General features: G+C 60.0%; 18 protein-coding genes. 1 reads left to right on the forward strand and 17 read right to left on the reverse strand.

The window, feature by feature from the left end:
• Window positions 1-44: 44 nt before the first annotated feature.
• The 4 genes from fliA to flhA form a co-directional block, all read right to left on the reverse strand.
• The gene (gene fliA / locus LOY28_RS21695; protein WP_018925059.1) at window positions 45-785 is read right to left on the reverse strand and encodes an RNA polymerase sigma factor FliA; all 741 of its coding nucleotides are present in this window, start codon (window positions 783-785) and stop codon (window positions 45-47) included.
• Window positions 782-1,612: a flagellar synthesis regulator FleN gene (fleN, locus tag LOY28_RS21700; RefSeq protein ID WP_003222917.1), complete on the reverse strand. Its 831-nt coding sequence runs from the start codon at window positions 1,610-1,612 to the stop codon at window positions 782-784. The genes fliA and fleN overlap by 4 nt, the downstream gene beginning before the upstream one ends.
• 116 nt (window positions 1,613-1,728) lie before the next feature.
• Window positions 1,729-3,054, reverse strand: a complete 1,326-nt coding sequence (gene flhF, locus LOY28_RS21705) for a flagellar biosynthesis protein FlhF (RefSeq protein ID WP_018925058.1) — start codon at window positions 3,052-3,054, stop codon at window positions 1,729-1,731.
• Between the two features lie 11 nt (window positions 3,055-3,065).
• Window positions 3,066-5,195 (reverse strand): flagellar biosynthesis protein FlhA, encoded by a 2,130-nt coding sequence (gene flhA / locus LOY28_RS21710; RefSeq protein ID WP_258612523.1) that lies wholly within the window; start codon window positions 5,193-5,195, stop codon window positions 3,066-3,068.
• A gap of 393 nt (window positions 5,196-5,588) precedes the next feature.
• Between flhA and LOY28_RS21715 the strand changes: the two genes are divergently transcribed.
• Window positions 5,589-5,738 carry a hypothetical protein gene (locus LOY28_RS21715; RefSeq protein WP_019648112.1) on the forward strand — a complete coding sequence of 50 codons (150 nt, stop codon included), beginning with the start codon at window positions 5,589-5,591 and terminating at the stop codon, window positions 5,736-5,738.
• 48 nt (window positions 5,739-5,786) lie between these two features.
• On the opposite strand, the gene flhB is transcribed toward LOY28_RS21715, so the two are convergent.
• The 13 genes from flhB to fliJ all read right to left on the reverse strand — a co-directional run bounded on the left by flhB (window position 5,787) and on the right by fliJ (window position 15,879).
• Entirely contained in the window at window positions 5,787-6,926 is a 1,140-nt protein-coding gene (flhB, locus tag LOY28_RS21720; RefSeq protein ID WP_086945860.1) for a flagellar biosynthesis protein FlhB, read from the reverse strand.
• Between the two features lie 3 nt (window positions 6,927-6,929).
• Window positions 6,930-7,712, reverse strand: a complete 783-nt coding sequence (gene fliR, locus LOY28_RS21725; protein WP_018925054.1) for a flagellar biosynthetic protein FliR — start codon at window positions 7,710-7,712, stop codon at window positions 6,930-6,932.
• Between the two features lie 3 nt (window positions 7,713-7,715).
• Window positions 7,716-7,985: a flagellar biosynthesis protein FliQ gene (gene fliQ, locus LOY28_RS21730; RefSeq protein ID WP_007938648.1), complete on the reverse strand. Its 270-nt coding sequence runs from the start codon at window positions 7,983-7,985 to the stop codon at window positions 7,716-7,718.
• The gene (gene fliP, locus LOY28_RS21735) at window positions 7,982-8,740 is read right to left on the reverse strand and encodes a flagellar type III secretion system pore protein FliP (protein ID WP_007938646.1); all 759 of its coding nucleotides are present in this window, start codon (window positions 8,738-8,740) and stop codon (window positions 7,982-7,984) included. The genes fliQ and fliP overlap by 4 nt, the downstream gene beginning before the upstream one ends.
• Window positions 8,740-9,189, reverse strand: coding sequence for a flagellar biosynthetic protein FliO (fliO, locus tag LOY28_RS21740; RefSeq protein WP_018925053.1), 450 nt, complete (start codon window positions 9,187-9,189; stop codon window positions 8,740-8,742). The genes fliP and fliO overlap by 1 nt, the downstream gene beginning before the upstream one ends.
• Window positions 9,190-9,645: a flagellar motor switch protein FliN gene (gene fliN, locus LOY28_RS21745; RefSeq protein ID WP_408981051.1), complete on the reverse strand. Its 456-nt coding sequence runs from the start codon at window positions 9,643-9,645 to the stop codon at window positions 9,190-9,192.
• A 58-nt stretch (window positions 9,646-9,703) separates the two neighbouring features.
• A complete protein-coding gene (fliM, locus tag LOY28_RS21750; protein ID WP_007938639.1) occupies window positions 9,704-10,672 on the reverse strand; it encodes a flagellar motor switch protein FliM in 969 nt (322 codons plus the stop codon).
• A gap of 9 nt (window positions 10,673-10,681) precedes the next feature.
• Window positions 10,682-11,182: a flagellar basal body-associated protein FliL gene (gene fliL, locus LOY28_RS21755; RefSeq protein ID WP_258612525.1), complete on the reverse strand. Its 501-nt coding sequence runs from the start codon at window positions 11,180-11,182 to the stop codon at window positions 10,682-10,684.
• 214 nt (window positions 11,183-11,396) lie between these two features.
• Window positions 11,397-12,764 carry a flagellar hook-length control protein FliK gene (locus tag LOY28_RS21760; protein WP_258612526.1) on the reverse strand — a complete coding sequence of 456 codons (1,368 nt, stop codon included), beginning with the start codon at window positions 12,762-12,764 and terminating at the stop codon, window positions 11,397-11,399.
• A gap of 105 nt (window positions 12,765-12,869) precedes the next feature.
• The gene (locus LOY28_RS21765; protein WP_018925049.1) at window positions 12,870-13,217 is read right to left on the reverse strand and encodes an Hpt domain-containing protein; all 348 of its coding nucleotides are present in this window, start codon (window positions 13,215-13,217) and stop codon (window positions 12,870-12,872) included.
• A 32-nt stretch (window positions 13,218-13,249) separates the two neighbouring features.
• Complete coding sequence (locus LOY28_RS21770; protein WP_064619470.1) at window positions 13,250-14,953, reverse strand: fused response regulator/phosphatase; 1,704 nt, start codon at window positions 14,951-14,953, stop codon at window positions 13,250-13,252.
• 5 nt (window positions 14,954-14,958) lie between these two features.
• Entirely contained in the window at window positions 14,959-15,264 is a 306-nt protein-coding gene (locus LOY28_RS21775; RefSeq protein WP_018925047.1) for an STAS domain-containing protein, read from the reverse strand.
• A gap of 165 nt (window positions 15,265-15,429) precedes the next feature.
• Window positions 15,430-15,879, reverse strand: coding sequence for a flagellar export protein FliJ (fliJ, locus tag LOY28_RS21780; protein ID WP_018925046.1), 450 nt, complete (start codon window positions 15,877-15,879; stop codon window positions 15,430-15,432).
• Window positions 15,880-15,882 lie beyond the last annotated feature (3 nt).

A 15,882-nucleotide genomic window follows, 5' to 3' on the forward strand; every position in this document is an offset into this window, starting at 1 on the left:
TTCAACACCACACCAGCTCCATTCGCAGTGTCCCCACACTGCCTTCAGCGCGCTCGCCACTCCCCCAAACGCCCCCGCAAACGGGCCGCGCACTGGCTGTGTAACTGGCTGACCCGCGACTCGCTGACCCCCAGGACCTCACCGATTTCCTTGAGATTCAACTCTTCGTCGTAGTACAGCGCCAACACCAGTCGCTCACGCTCCGGCAAATTGGCAATCGCGTCCGCCAGCGCCGCCTGGAAGCGTTCATCTTCCAGATCGCGTGACGGCTCGAGATGAGCACTCGCGCCATCCTCATGCAGCCCTTCGTGTTCGCCGTCCTGCAACAGATCGTCGAAACTGAATAACCGGCTGCCCAGGGTGTCGTTCAAAATCCCGTAATAATCGTCGAGACTCAATTGGAGTTCGGCCGCAACTTCGTGATCTTTAGCGTCACGGCCGGTTTTAGCTTCAATCGAGCGAATCGCGTCGCTGACCATGCGGGTATTGCGGTGGACCGAACGTGGCGCCCAGTCCCCCTTGCGCACTTCATCGAGCATCGCGCCGCGGATTCGAATGCCCGCGTACGTCTCGAAACTCGCGCCTTTGCTGGCGTCGTATTTGGTTGATACTTCAAGCAGGCCGATCATCCCGGCCTGGATCAGGTCTTCGACCTGGACACTGGCCGGCAGACGCGCCAGCAAGTGGTAGGCAATGCGTTTGACCAGTGGCGCGTAACGCTCGATCAGCTCGTACTGCGCGTCACGTGCCGACTGCTTGTAGAGGTTGTAACCGCTGGCTGTCATAGCACGGGTCCTGCAGTTTGTTGCACGAGGCGCTCGACGAAAAACTCCAGATGTCCACGAGGGTTGGCCGGCAGTGGCCAGGTATCGACTTTCTGCGCAATGGCCTTGAACGCCAGGGCGCACTTGGAACGCGGAAAGGCTTCATACACCGCGCGTTGCTTCTGCACGGCCTTGCGTACGCTTTCGTCGTAAGGCACTGCGCCGACGTATTGTAAGGCGACGTCGAGGAAGCGATCCGTGACCTTGGTCAACTTGGCGAACAGGTTGCGGCCTTCCTGCGGGCTCTGCGCCATGTTGGCCAGGACGCGGAAGCGGTTCATGCCGTAGTCGCGGTTAAGCAGTTTGATCAGCGCGTAGGCGTCGGTGATCGAGGTCGGTTCGTCGCACACCACCAGCAAGACTTCCTGCGCGGCGCGCACGAAGCTGACTACCGAGTCACCAATGCCCGCAGCGGTGTCGATCACCAATACGTCGAGGTTGTCGCCGATATCACTGAACGCCTGGATCAGGCCGGCATGCTGGGCCGGGCTCAGATGAACCATGCTCTGGGTGCCGGAGGCGGCCGGGACGATGCGGATACCGCCAGGCCCTTGCAACAGCACGTCGCGCAGCTCACAGCGGCCTTCGATCACGTCGGCCAGCGTGCGTTTGGGTGTCAGTCCCAACAGAACGTCGACGTTCGCCAGCCCCAGATCGGCATCCAGCAGCATGACGCGCCGGCCGAGCTCAGCTAGAGCCAGGGACAAGTTCACTGACACGTTAGTCTTCCCGACGCCACCTTTGCCGCCGGTCACCGCGATCACCTGTACGGGATGCATGCTGCCCATGTTATTTCTTTACCTTGTCTTACTTAGACGGAGGCCACATTACTGGCTGCGCGTTCACCATCGGAACAATGCATGGCAGACCATCGATGTAGGTACAAAAAATGTTCATTAACACCTCAGCCAACCTGCTTGGTCGGGCTGTGGTAAATATCAGCGAACATGTCAGCCATGGCTTCTTCGCTGGGTTCTTCCTGCATTTGTACGCTAACGGCGCGGCTGACCAACTGATGACGACGTGGCAGATGCAAATCATCCGGAATCCGTGGACCATCGGTCAGGTAAGCCACCGGCAACTCATGACTGATCGCCAGGCTCAACACCTCGCCCAGACTTGCCGTTTCATCCAGTTTAGTCAGGATGCAGCCGGCGAGGCCGCAGCGTTTGTAACTGTGATAAGCGGCAGTTAGAACCTGTTTCTGGCTGGTGGTTGCCAGGACCAGATAATTTTTTGATTTGATGCCGCGCCCGGCCAGGCTTTCGAGCTGCATGCGCAGTGCCGGATCGCTGGCCTGAAGGCCGGCGGTATCGATCAGCACCACGCGTTTGCGCAGCAAGGGCTCCAGCGCCTGCACCAGGGATTGACCCGGATCGACGTGGGTCACCGACACGTTAAGGATCCGGCCCAGCGTCTTGAGCTGTTCCTGGGCACCAATGCGATAGCTGTCCATGCTCACCAGCGCGATGTTCTGCGCGCCGTACTTGAGCACGTAACGGGCCGCGAGCTTGGCCAGTGTGGTGGTCTTGCCCATGCCGGCCGGACCGACCATGGCAATCACACCGCCCTCTTCCAGTGGCTCGACTTCCGGGGTGGCGATCATCCGCGCCAGGTGCGCGAGCAACATGCGCCAGGCCTGACGAGGCTCTTCAATGTCGGTAATCAGTGCCAGCAGATCGCGCGACAACGGGCCGGACAGGCCGATACGTTGCAGGCGACGCCAGAGGTTGGCCTGGGCCGGACGGCTGCCTTGCAGCTGATTCCAGGCCAGCGAGCCAAGCTGCACTTCCATCAGTTCACGCAGGCTGTTGAGCTCGAAACGCATCGAATCGAATGCGCGCGGATCGACACCGGTCGCCGCAGCAGGCGCGGGGGCCGGACGCCGAGGTTCGGCGAGCGCCGGTTCGATCAGCGGTTCGGCGGCGGTCAACGGCAGGCCGGCGAACAACTGGCGATTGGTGGTCTTGTCGCTCTCGCCATCGCCGCGCAGGCTCAGTTCGGCCTGGGCGGTGACGATCCGCGACTGGGTCTTGCGCAGCTCATCCTCGAGTTCCATGTTCGGAACACGCGGGGCCAGCGCCGACAATTTGTAATCCAGGGCAGCCGTCAGCTCGACACCGCCGGCGATCCGGCGATTGCCAATGATGGCGGCATCAGCGCCCAGCTCATCACGAACCAGTTTCATGGCCTGACGCATATCGGCGGCGAAAAAACGCTTAACTTGCATAAACCACTACCTCAGCCGTTGGGCCCTACTGTCGCAACGATGGTCACTTGCTTGTTGTCAGGAATTTCCTGGTAAGCCAACACGTGCAAACCCGGCACTGCCAGCCGACCGAATCGCGAGAGCATCGCGCGAACCGGACCGGCCACCAGCAGAATCACCGGCTGACCTTGCATTTCCTGACGCTGCGCCGCATCGATCAACGAGCGTTGCAGTTTTTCCGCCATGCTTGGCTCCAGCAGAACACCCTCTTCCGAGCCTTGTCCTGCCTTCTGAAGACTATTGAGCAATATTTGTTCCAACCTTGGTTCCAAGGTGATCACAGGCAGCTCCGACTCAGTGCCTACAATGCTTTGCACGATTGCACGGGATACGCCGACGCGCACTGCGGCCACCAAAGCGGCGGTATCTTGACTCTTGGCGGCGTTGTTCGCGATGGCTTCGGCGATGCTGCGGATGTCCCGCACCGGCACCTGTTCGGCCAGCAACGCCTGCAAGACTTTGAGCAGTTGCGACAGCGAAACCACCCCCGGCACCAGCTCTTCGGCCAGCTTCGGTGAGCTTTTGGCCAGCAATTGCATGAGTTGCTGGACTTCTTCGTGGCCGATCAGCTCGCTGGAGTGCTTGTACAGAATCTGGTTCAAGTGGGTCGCCACCACCGTACTGGCATCGACCACGGTGTAACCGAGGGATTGCGCCTGGGCACGCTGGTTGATTTCGATCCACACCGCTTCCAGGCCAAAAGCCGGATCTTTGGCGGTGATGCCATTGAGCGTGCCGTAGACCTGACCCGGGTTGATCGCCAGTTCGCGCTCCGGGTAAATCTCCGCTTCAGCCAGGATCACGCCCATCAGGGTCAGGCGATAGGCGCTAGGCGCCAGGTCGAGGTTGTCACGGATATGCACAGTCGGCATCAGGAAGCCCAGGTCCTGGGAGAGCTTTTTACGCACCCCCTTGATCCGCGCCAGCAACTGCCCACCCTGGTTGCGATCCACCAGCGGAATCAGGCGGTAGCCCACTTCCAGGCCAATCATGTCGATCGGCGTCACGTCATCCCAGCCAAGCTCCTTGGTTTCCTGAGCCCGGGCCGGTGACGGCAGCAACTCCTGCTGACGCTTGACCTCTTGCAGGGCCTGAACCTTGACCGCGTTCTGCTTCTTCCAGAACAGGTAAGCGCCACCGGCCGCCAGGGCTGCCATGGACAGAAAGGAGACGTGTGGCATGCCGGGCACCAGGCCCATCACCGCCATCAAGCCTGCGGCCACCGCCAAGGCTTTCGGCGAGGCGAACATCTGACGATTGATTTGTTTACCCATGTCTTCCGAGCCGGAAGCACGGGTCACCATGATCGCGGCGGCGGTCGACAACAGCAGTGATGGCAATTGCGCCACCAAACCGTCACCGATGGTCAACAGCGCATAAACCTTGCCGGCATCACCAAAGCTCATGCCGTGCTGGAAGATACCCACCGCCATGCCGCCGATCAGGTTGATGAATAGAATCAGCAGACCGGCGATGGCATCACCGCGCACGAATTTGCTGGCACCGTCCATGGAACCGTAGAACTCGGCCTCCTGGGCGACTTCCATCCGGCGCAGTTTCGCCTGGTTCTGATCGATCAGGCCGGCGTTCAAGTCGGCGTCGATCGCCATCTGTTTACCGGGCATCGCGTCGAGGGTGAAACGCGCGCTCACCTCGGAAATCCGCCCGGCGCCCTTGGTTACCACGACGAAGTTGATGATCATCAAAATCGCGAAGACCACGATACCGACCACGTAGTTACCGCCGATCACCACTTCACCGAAGGCCTGGATCACCTTACCGGCGGCGGCATGGCCGTCCTGACCGTGGAGCATCACCACCCGCGTGGAGGCCACGTTCAGCGCCAGTCGCAGCAATGTCGCCACCAGCAGAATGGTCGGGAACACCGCAAAATCCAGCGGCCGCAAGGCGTACACGCAGACCAGCAACACGACGATGGACAAGGCAATGTTGAAGGTGAAAAACACGTCCAGCAGGAACGGCGGCACCGGCAACATCATCATGGCCAGCATGACCAGCAGCAACAGCGGCACGCCCAGATTGCCCCGACTGAGGTCGGCGACGTTTGTGCGGGCACTGTTGATTAACTGAGAGCGATCCACCGGTTTTCCCCGTTCCTTTAAAGCAAACTTTTGACGCCTGAAGCAGGCGCAGGGCGGCTATTGCAAGAAGCCTTCCAACTTTTGCCAAGGAGGGAAATAGATAGATTTGTTGAGCCCGGGGTAGCAGCTGCCGAGCTGCGCGAGGCTGCGTTCGGCTGCGCAGCAGTCGCAAATCCTTTGCGAGGACTGCGTCCTCGAACGCAGCCTCGCAAGCTCGACAGCTGCCACGAACAAGGTGGATCAGAGGCGGGACATGACATCGCTCAAGTTCACTGCCCCACCATTCGTCCAAAGACCTGCACAGCCGTAAGTTTTGATAGTAGCCAAAACGGCCTTATGGGTATTGGATGGTGATCATCAGCGTTGGTAATACCAAGCGCCGGAGCAGCGATCATGCCCAAGAAAGCGGTCAAGTCATTCAACGATGCCAAAGGCTTCGATCTGGTTGCGCCCAAGCAACAGGACGACAGGAAGAAACAGGAAAACAGTATTGCGAAAGAGCCCGGCAATGAAAAAGCCAATAGGCGGCATCAGCGCCCGTAGGCGCTGTCGAAGGCGGCGATCTTTTTGATTTCAGAACCGTAGACCCAATCAGGAATCGCGCCGCAGATCCGGCGGAATCGGCAAATCATCCTTCAACGGATCCGGACGTTTACCCTTGCCCGCGCGGTACTGGCGGATCTGATAGACGTACGCCAATACCTGAGCCACCGCCAGATACAGCCCGCCTGGAATTTCCTGATCCAGTTCCGTGGAGTAGTAAATCGAACGCGCCAGGGCGGGCGATTCGAGTAACTGCACTTGGTTGGCCACGGCGATTTCGCGGATCTTCAAGGCCAGGAAGTCGCTACCCTTGGCGATCAGCATCGGCGCACCACCCTTCTCCGGATCGTACTTGAGCGCCACGGCGTAGTGGGTCGGGTTGGTGATGACCACGTCGGCGTCGGGGATCGCGGCCATCATTCGCCGCTGCGACATCTCGCGCTGCAACTGGCGAATGCGCTGTTTGACCTCCGGCCGCCCCTCCTGATCCTTGTGCTCGTCACGCACTTCCTGCTTGGTCATCAGCAGCTTATTGTGGCTTTCCCAGAGCTGCACCGGCACGTCGACCGCCGCGATGATGATCAGCCCGCAAGCCATCCACAAGGTGCTCCAGCCGACCACTTGCAGACTGTGAATGATCGCCATGTCCAACGGCTCATGAGCGATGCGCAGCAGATCGTCGATGTCCGACGACAAGACGGCCAACGCCACGAACAACACGATGAAAAACTTCGCCAGAGCCTTGAGCAGCTCCACCAGCGCCTTGACCGAGAACATTCGTTTCAGCCCTGCGGCGGGATTCATGCGACTGAACTTGGGCGCCATGGAGCCAGCCGCAAACAGCCAGCCCCCCAGGGAAATCGGGCCGATCAGCGCGGCCAGCAGCAAGGTGATCATCACCGGCTGAATCGCGAACAAGGCGATCTGTCCCGAATGCAGCAGATAAGTCGCCATGGAGCGCTGATCCAGAATCACCTCTCGCGAGAGCGAGAAGTTCATGCGCATCAGCTCCATCAAATCCTGGGCCAGGGCGCCACCAAAAATCAGCAGCCCACCGGCGCCGGCGAGCATGACCGCCAGGGTGTTGAGCTCCTTGGAGCGCGCAATCTCACCCTTCTCACGGGAGTCCTTTTTGCGTTTCTCCGTGGGGTCTTCTGTTTTGTCCTGACCGCTTTCGCTCTCAGCCATGACTCAGCGCGCCTGTGCCAGTTCGCGTAACAACTGCAAGGCCTCGGCGGCCAGCGGTTGATACTGATTGAGAATGTCCGCCAGGCCGACCCAGACGATGAACAGTCCAAGTACCAGGGTCAGCGGGAAACCGATCGAGAAGATGTTCAGCTGCGGCGCCGCCCGGGTCATCACGCCAAATGCAATATTGACCACCAGCAACGCGGTGATCGCCGGCAGCACCAGCAACAGCGCCGCACCAAGCACCCAGCCGAGCTTGCCGGCCAGTTCCCAGAAATGATTGACCATCAACCCGCCACCGACCGGCAGCGTGGTGAAGCTTTCAGTGAGGACTTCGAACACCACCAAGTGGCCGTTCATCGACAGAAACAACAGCGTCACCAGCATGGTGAAAAACTGCCCGATCACCGCCACTGACACGCCGTTCGTAGGGTCGACCATCGAAGCGAAGCCCATGCCCATCTGGATCGCGACAATTTGCCCGGCGACCACGAACGCCTGGAAGAACAGTTGCAAGGAGAAACCGAGAACCGCACCGATGATGATCTGCTCGGCAATCAGCAGCATCGCACTCAAGTCCAGCGCGTTGACCGCGGGCATGGGCGGCAGACCCGGTGCGATGACCACAGTGATCGCCAGCGCGAAGTACAAACGCACGCGTTTGGGCACCAGCGTCGTGCCGAAAATCGGCATGACCATCAGCAACGAGCCGATGCGAAACAGCGGCAACATGAACGTCGCCACCCAGGTGCTGATCTGGGTATCGGTCAGTTGCAGCAGCGACATGGCTTAACCGATGACCTGAGGAATGCTGTGGTACAGCTGAAGAATGTATTCCATGAAAGTCTGCACCAGCCACGGGCCGGCAACGATCAGCGTCACCAGCATCACCAGCAGACGCGGCAGGAAGCTCAGGGTCTGTTCGTTGATCTGCGTGGCCGCCTGGAACATCGCCACCAACAGCCCCACCAGCAAGCTCGGAATCACCAGCACGGCGACCATCATGGTGGTCAGCCACAGCGCTTCGCGAAAGATGTCCACGGCAACTTCGGGCGTCATGGTGAAACACCGCCGAAGCTGCTGGCCAACGTGCCGATGATCAACGCCCAGCCATCCACCAGCACGAACAGCATGATTTTGAACGGCAGGGAAATGATCAGTGGCGAGAGCATCATCATACCCATCGCCATCAGCACACTGGCCACCACCAGGTCGATGATCAGGAACGGAATGAAGATCATGAAGCCAATCTGGAACGCGGTTTTCAGTTCCGAGGTCACGAACGCCGGCACCAGAATCGTCAGCGGCGCCTGATCCGGCGTAGCAATATCAGTGCGCTTGGACAGGCGCATGAACAGCTCCAGATCGCTGCTGCGAGTCTGGGCCAGCATGAAGTCCTTGATCGGCACCTGAGCCTTGGCGACAGCATCCTGAGCGGTGAGTTTCTCCGCCAGATACGGCTGCAAGGCATCCTGATTCACCCGATCGAACACCGGCGCCATGATAAACATGGTGAGGAACAGCGCCATGCCGGTGAGGATCTGGTTCGACGGTGTCTGCTGCAAGCCCAGGGCCTGACGCAGGATCGAGAACACGATGATGATCCGGGTAAAACTGGTCATCAGCATGACGAACGCCGGGATGAAACTCAGCGCCGTCATGATCAGCAGGATTTGCAGGCTGACCGAGTATTCCTGGGCGCCATTGGCATTGGTGCCCAGGGTGATCGCCGGGATCGACAACGGATCGGCGGCGAACGCCAGTGGCGCAGCCAGCATCAGGGCCAGCGTCAAGACGATGCGTAACGCACCCATTACTTCTTATCCTTCTGATCCTTGCCAAGCATCTCCAACAGACGCTGGGCAAACTCCGGAGTCGCTTTCTCGGTTGCGCCCGGCACTTGTACCGGCTCCTTGAGCACATGCAACGCGGTGATGGTGCCGGGGCTCAGGCCGAGCAGAATCTGTTCGTTGCCGACCTGTACCAGCATCAAGCGGTCACGGGGGCCGAGGGCTCGGGAACCGATCAACTCGATCACTTGCCCCTTGCCCGCCGGGCCGGCCTGCTGAACCCGGCGTAGCAGCCAGGCGAGGAAGAAGATCAACCCCAACACCAGCAGCAAGCCGAACACCAATTGCGTCAATTGCCCGGCCACACCACTGCTGACAGCTGGCGCGGCGGCCGCTGTCGCAGCAGTCGTCACCGACTCGGCCGCCAGCACGCTGGATGGCAAGGCCAACAGAACCGCAAGAACCTTGTTCACTCAGCGCAGCTTCTTGATGCGTTCGCTTGGGCTGATCACGTCGGTCAGGCGGATGCCGAACTTTTCGTTGACCACTACCACTTCGCCGTGGGCGATGAGCGTGCCGTTGACCAGCACGTCCAGCGGCTCGCCGGCCAGGCGATCGAGCTCGATCACCGAACCCTGGTTGAGTTGCAGCAGGTTGCGGATGTTGATGTCGGTGCTGCCGACTTCCATGGAAATCGACACCGGGATATCAAGGATCACGTCCAGGTTCGGACCGTCCAGCGTCACTGGATCGTTGTTCTTCGGCACGCTGCCGAACTCTTCCATCGGCAGACGGTTGGAGCCCGAACCGGCATCGGCCGCCAGCAGCGCATCAATGTCAGCCTGCCCGGCGTCACCGGTCTCTTCCAGGGCCGCAGCCCATTCGTCGGCCAGTGCCTGGTCGTCCTGGGCGTTCATATCGTCGTTCATCATTTGTCCTCGGCGGGCAACAATTCAGTTAAATGCGTAGGGGGGGTACGAGCGCCGGTCAGCGGCGCTCGATCGGCTCGATCACTTGCAACGCGAGGTTGCCTTTGTGCGAGCCCATCTTGACCTTGAAGGCCGGCACGCCGTTGGCGCGCATGATCATTTCTTCCGGCATCTCGACCGGGATCACGTCGCCGGGCTGCATGTGCAGGATGTCGCGAAGGCGCAGCTGGCGGCGGGCAACGGTGGCACCGATCGGTACGTCGACGTCCAGCACGTCCTGGCGCAAGGCGTTGATCCAGCGCTCGTCCTGATCGTCGAGGTCCGACTGGAAGCCGGCATCGAGCATCTCGCGCACCGGCTCGATCATCGAGTAAGGCATGGTCACGTGCAGGTCGCCGCCACCGCCATCGAGTTCGATGTGGAACGTCGACACCACAATGGCTTCGCTCGGCCCGACGATGTTGGCCATGGCCGGGTTCACTTCCGAGTTGATGTACTCGAAGTTCACTTCCATGATCGCCTGCCAGGCTTCCTTCAAATCGACGAAAGCCTGTTCCAGCACCATGCGCACCACACGCAGTTCGGTGGGGGTGAATTCACGCCCTTCGATCTTCGCGTGACGGCCGTCGCCGCCGAAGAAGTTGTCCACCAGCTTGAACACCAGTTTGGCGTCGAGGATGAACAGCGCGGTGCCGCGCAGCGGTTTGATCTTGACCAGGTTGAGGCTGGTCGGCACGTACAGCGAGTGCACGTATTCACCGAACTTCATCACCTGCACGCCACCGACGGCAACGTCCGCCGAGCGGCGCAGCATGTTGAACATGCTGATGCGGGTGTAGCGGGCGAAACGCTCGTTGATCATTTCCAGCGTCGGCATGCGTCCACGGACGATGCGATCCTGGCTGGTCAGGTCGTAGCTTTTGACACTGCCGGGTTCGGCAGCGTTATCGGTCTGTACCAGACCATCGTCGACGCCATGCAACAGCGCATCGATCTCATCCTGGGACAGCAGGTCCTGCACGGCCATGTCGTGTTCCTACTGCAGTACGAAATTAGTGAAAAGCAACTGTTCGATCACCACTTTGCCCAGCTCTTTCTGCGCCACTTCCTGAACGCTGGCCGTGGCTTTCTGACGCAACATCTCCTGGCCGACCGGGGTCGCCAGCGTGGCGAAATCCTGACCGGAAAACAGCATGACCAGGTTATTGCGGATCACCGGCATGTGGACTTTGAGCGCCTCCAGATCAGCCTGATTACGCCCCAGCATGGTGATGCTCACCTGCATGTAGCGCTGACGGCCGTTCTGGGTGTAGTTGGCCACGAAGGCTGGAGCCATTGGCTCGAAGATCGCCGGCTGCTTGCCGACCACAGCGGTTTCAGCCGCGGCGGCAGGCTTGCTCTGGGCGCCGTGCATGAAGAACCAGGTCGCCCCCACGGACAAGCCGATCGCCAGCAGCAGGGCCACGACGATCACAATGATCAGCTTGATTTTGCCTTTGGTTGCGGGGTCTTTTACTACTGCTTCACTCTTCGCCATGCCAATAATCCGTCACTATTCGGGTTTTCACAGTCGCACGGCAAGGCAAGAGCAAGTGTTATGCCAGAAGTGTCTGGGGCTATGTGGAGGCGGCAGGCAGGCAACGGAAATCAAAAGATCGCAGCCTTCGGCGGCTCCTGCATTTGGATGGTGTACACCCGTAGATACAAGGAGCTGCCGAAGGCTGCGATCTTTTGAGGGGGCGCCCTGATTATCAGGCGTAATAATCGACCGCGCTGGTGCCGATCAGGCTGGTGGTGTTGGCGGCCACGTCAGCGACCGTCGCAGGAAGCTCTTCATCCATCGAATCGAGGCGACCGCCACTGGCATTGGTGCGCCCGCCCTGCCCCTGTTGAGCCTGTTCCTGCCCCTGGCCCTGCCAGCCACGGGACTGATCGGAAACGTTGACGTCGACCTGGCCCATGCCCTGCTGCGCGAACATGTCCCGCAGGCGATGCATTTGCCCGTCGAGTGCTTCGCGAACGCTTGGGTGAGCGCTCATGAAGGTCACTTGGGTCTGCTGATCCGGAACCATGTTCACCCGAATATCGAGGCGTCCCAGTTCGGCCGGTTGCAACTGGATATCCGCCGCCTTGAGATTGGCGCTGGACAGGTACATGACCCGGTTGACCACCTCTTCGGTCCAACCGCTCTGATGCATGGCGATCGGTTGGTTCACCGGCAATGCATTGGCAGTCTTGGGTGTTGCCGCCTGGGTCAGAGCCGCCAGACGATTGGCGAAGTCATCGACACGGGTGTCGCTGCTGGCGGACTTGAGATCCTTGAGGCCGTCATCGATCAGGCCACTGAACGCCTTCTCGCCGCCCTGGCTGGTGCTGTCCTGATCAGCCTGCACGTCGAGCATGCTCGCCATGCCTGCAGCAAAGTTCTGTGCCGAGGTCAGCTCGCCGTCGACGTGAGCCTGAGTCGGCGCCGCTTTTGGCTGAGCCTGGCTGGCGGCCGAAACGTGCCCGCTCTGCTCCAACGCCATACGCACGGCCGGCAGCGCATCAAGAGGATCGGCTTCGGGATCGAAATCAGGATCAGTGGTCGCAGCGGCCGGCGTCGCTGTTGCGGTAACGGCGGCCGCGACGGGTGCTTGTACGGTTGACTGCACAGCGGCGACAACCGGTGGGGTTTCCGGCACAGGGGCTGGCAGCACCGGCTGCACCACTTGCATCAACGCCGGATCGAGGGCTGGATCGACAGGCGCGGTATCGACTACCGGCGTCGTCGACTCAGCGGTATCCGGCGCGTCATCGCTGGCGGTCTTGTCATCGGCCTGCGCCGGTTTATCGGCGGGCAAGGATTTGCCGCTATCGGCAACCGTCGGCTCCTGGGCGGCAGACGAGTCGTTGCCCACGTCCTTTTTGCCAGTGTTGTCCGAGGCTTTGTCACGTACAGGTTTAGCCGATCCGTCCGCCGTAGCCGAAGGCTTGTTCTGGGCTTGATTGGCGTAGACCTCAGCGAAGCTGGACGCCTTGTCCCCGGGCTCAACCGTCGACGCCGGTGTATTGGCGGACGCGGCTTGAGTCTTGGCCGCAGCAGCGGCCTGAATAAGAATGTTGGGGGTAACGGGCATGGAACGGTCTCCGCTGCACTGGGATCGTAGGTACAGTTGAGTGAATTGACTGCAAGGGTCGAGCCAGCTTTGTTCGCTGGCCGCCAAAAGCGCTGGATGGTTGTCTTATTCAGCCAGGGAACGTTGGCGCTCTGCCTCAAAAAGCGGTCGAACAATCGCGAATTCGCCGTCGATCTCTCCAACCAGCGCTTCTATGCCTTCGAGTTTTTTCTCTTTGGCTCGCTGCTCCAGCTCATGGCACAGCTCAGCCAACCGAGTCGCGCCCATGTTGCTGCTGCTGCCCTTGAAACTGTGCGCCGTGGCACCTAACCGATCGGCATCGTCAGCCTTGCGCAGCAAGCTCAATCGCTCTTCGGAATCGCTGAGAAAGGTATCGAGCAATTCTGGATACCCATCCTCCATAACTTCTTGCAACGCGCTTAGCACGTCACGATCCAGATGTGTGTTGTCCACTTGTTCACTCCTTTGATCAAGAATGCCCGGGATTATGCCTGAGCCTCCCAGAAAAACTCCACGCGAGCACTGCGCCCATTATCGGACCAGCTCGCATGATGACTCAACTGTCGGATCAAACTGACTCCACGTCCCGACAAACGGACATCATCGACGGGACGCTCCATCACCCGCACCACATCGAAGCCCTTGCCACTGTCTTCGACTCGAACAGTCAGGCAACCACCTTCGCCTTTTGGCGTCACCTGCAAATGTACCCGCACATAGCCGTCCTGCAATTCGTCCAGGCGCGCACTGCGCTGCTGATAATAACGCGCAAAACCCGAAGCATCGCGCTTGAGACTCGAATCCAGACCTAGCACGCCATGCTCCAGGGCGTTGGAGTAAAGCTCTGCCAGCACACTGTAGAGCGCACCACTTTGAGCGCGCAGGCCGTGCACCTCAAACAGCAATTGCAACAGGTACGGCAGCGGGTTGAAGCGTTTGAGGGTGGCGGCGCGAAATTCGAAACTCACCGACCAGTCCAGCGGGCAGGACTGACCGCTGTCGGAATATACCGGTGCTGGCGGGCTCAGTTGCGCCGCATCCAACAGGCTGACCTCAACCATGCTCACGTCATCGCGAGCCTCGCCGCGAAAGTCCCGCAGAGCCTGCTCGATTTCTTCGAACAGCGCATCGGGCTGACGATTGGCTGCAAACACCTGCTCCAATCGCTCTACGCCAAATAACTGCTCATTGGCATCGCAAGTATCGATCACTCCATCAGACAACAGGAACACCCGATCCCCGACAGCCATCGGGAACACCTCGGTGCGGTCATCGAAGGTTTGCGGGCTCAGCACACCCAGCGGCAAGTGCCGTGCCGTGAGCGCTGTACGCTCGCCACTGGTGGCGTTGTGCAAATAGCCGTCCGGCATCCCGCCGTTCCAGACCTCCACCGACCCTCGCTGAAAGCTCAGGCGCAGCAGGGTCGCGCAGCAGAACATGTCGACCGGCAGGATACGTTTGAGTTTGGCGTTCATCTCGCGCAGGGTTTCGGACAAGCCATAACCCTTGGCGGTCATGCCATAGAAAACTTCGGCCAACGGCATGGCACCGACAGCGGCCGGCAAACCATGGCCGGTGAAATCACCGAGTAACACATGCATGTCGCCGACCGGGGTAAACGCGGCCAGCAACAGATCGCCGTTGAACAGCGCATAGGGCGATTGCAGATAACGGATGTTCGGCGCATTCAGGCAACCGGAGTGGGCCACCTTGTCGAACACGGCTTTGGCCACTCGCTGCTCGTTGAGCAGGTAATCATGGTGCCTGGCGATCAGGTCGCGCTGCTCCAGCACCGTGGCCTGCAAACGCCGCAGGCGGTCCATTGCCTTGATCTTGGCTGCGAGGATCACCTGGTTGTAAGGCTTTGCCAGAAAGTCGTCGCCCCCGGCCTCCAGACAACGAGCCAGGGCTTCGCTTTCGGTCAGCGACGTCAGAAAGATGATCGGCACCAGGGTTTCGCCGGCCAGCGCCTTGATCTGCTGCGCAGCCTCGAAGCCATCCATCACCGGCATCATGGCGTCCATCAGCACCAGGTGCGGCCGCTGCGAGCGAAACGCCTCGACCGCCTCGGCGCCATTACTGGCTGTCAGCACTTCATGACCCTGACGACGGACGATAGTCGACAGCAGCATTCGATCGGCCGCACTGTCTTCGGCGATCAGAATCGTCAGCGGCTCGAGCGGCTGCATGACAGTCAACTGATGTCGAACAGCTTGTCGAAGTTGGAGATGGCGAGGATTTTCTTCACATCGCTACTGCTGTTGACGACACGAATATCGGAGTTGTCGCCACCGGCGTGATCGCGCAGCAAAAGCAACATGCCCAGCGCCGAACTGTCGAGATACGTGGCGTCCTTCAGATCTACGACGATGGACTCGGGTTTCTGGTTGAGTCGCTCGTAGGACTCGCGAAACTCCTGATGACGACCGAAATCGAATCGCCCCTTAACCGAAATCGTCAACTTTTGCCCATCCGGGGATACTTCTGTAACGACTGACATTTCACGGCTTCCTTGTCATTGGCGAACGTACGTGTACAAGGTTTAGCACTTGCCGGGGGCTGGGGCAAGGTCAAAAGATCGCAGCCTTCGACAGCGTCTCCGGAATCAGGTTTGCATGCACCCGTGCAGGTGCTGCCGTAGGCTGCAATCCTTTGAAACCAACACTCAATACGAATCCTGACGCGGCAACCGCTGGGACAATTCATCCAGCAACTTCTGCTCGCGCTTGTCTTCCAGTTGCCGTGCCTCATCCATGTAGCGCTGAACCAGTTTGCGCAAGCCTTCGACCCGGGCAAATGCCTGTTGCCAGGCTTCTCGGGCCTTGTTCAGGTTGTTTTGATGCCAGTTCAGGCTCTGGCGCTGCTGGTCGATGGCCGTGCCCAATTGCGCGAGAAACCCCTGATAGCCCAGCAGCCACTGACCCGAAACGCCGCCACTGCCGCGCACGATCCATTGTTCCTGGTAGTCGAGACGGAAGGCTTCGAGGTCGGCGAGTTTGCTTTCCGCCAAACGAACCTGGCCCTGGAAGTGCCCCAGGCGCTGGACGGCGGTTTTCTCGGCCTTTTCAGCCATGTCCACCACAGGCGCCAGGCGTGCCGCGCGACTCGAGGCCATGAC

The organism is Pseudomonas sp. B21-017 (genome assembly GCF_024749245.1).
Classification (GTDB): Bacteria; Pseudomonadota; Gammaproteobacteria; order Pseudomonadales; family Pseudomonadaceae; genus Aquipseudomonas.

Excerpts from the sequence above, each read along its gene's own strand:
- fliA (WP_018925059.1), bottom strand. The coding sequence starts at position 785 with ATGACAGCCAGCGGTTACAACCTCTACAAGCAGTCGGCACGTGACGCG.
- fleN (WP_003222917.1), bottom strand. The coding sequence starts at position 1,612 with ATGGGCAGCATGCATCCCGTACAGGTGATCGCGGTGACCGGCGGCAAA.
- flhF (WP_018925058.1), bottom strand. The coding sequence starts at position 3,054 with ATGCAAGTTAAGCGTTTTTTCGCCGCCGATATGCGTCAGGCCATGAAA.
- LOY28_RS21715 (WP_019648112.1), top strand. The coding sequence starts at position 5,589 with ATGCCCAAGAAAGCGGTCAAGTCATTCAACGATGCCAAAGGCTTCGAT.
- flhB (WP_086945860.1), bottom strand. The coding sequence starts at position 6,926 with ATGGCTGAGAGCGAAAGCGGTCAGGACAAAACAGAAGACCCCACGGAG.
- fliR (WP_018925054.1), bottom strand. The coding sequence starts at position 7,712 with ATGTCGCTGCTGCAACTGACCGATACCCAGATCAGCACCTGGGTGGCG.
- fliQ (WP_007938648.1), bottom strand. The coding sequence starts at position 7,985 with ATGACGCCCGAAGTTGCCGTGGACATCTTTCGCGAAGCGCTGTGGCTG.
- fliP (WP_007938646.1), bottom strand. The coding sequence starts at position 8,740 with ATGGGTGCGTTACGCATCGTCTTGACGCTGGCCCTGATGCTGGCTGCG.
- fliN (WP_408981051.1), bottom strand. The coding sequence starts at position 9,645 with ATGAACGACGATATGAACGCCCAGGACGACCAGGCACTGGCCGACGAA.
- fliM (WP_007938639.1), bottom strand. The coding sequence starts at position 10,672 with ATGGCCGTGCAGGACCTGCTGTCCCAGGATGAGATCGATGCGCTGTTG.
- fliL (WP_258612525.1), bottom strand. The coding sequence starts at position 11,182 with ATGGCGAAGAGTGAAGCAGTAGTAAAAGACCCCGCAACCAAAGGCAAA.
- LOY28_RS21760 (WP_258612526.1), bottom strand. The coding sequence starts at position 12,764 with ATGCCCGTTACCCCCAACATTCTTATTCAGGCCGCTGCTGCGGCCAAG.
- LOY28_RS21770 (WP_064619470.1), bottom strand. The coding sequence starts at position 14,953 with ATGCAGCCGCTCGAGCCGCTGACGATTCTGATCGCCGAAGACAGTGCG.
- LOY28_RS21775 (WP_018925047.1), bottom strand. The coding sequence starts at position 15,264 with ATGTCAGTCGTTACAGAAGTATCCCCGGATGGGCAAAAGTTGACGATT.
- fliJ (WP_018925046.1), bottom strand. The coding sequence starts at position 15,879 with ATGGCCTCGAGTCGCGCGGCACGCCTGGCGCCTGTGGTGGACATGGCT.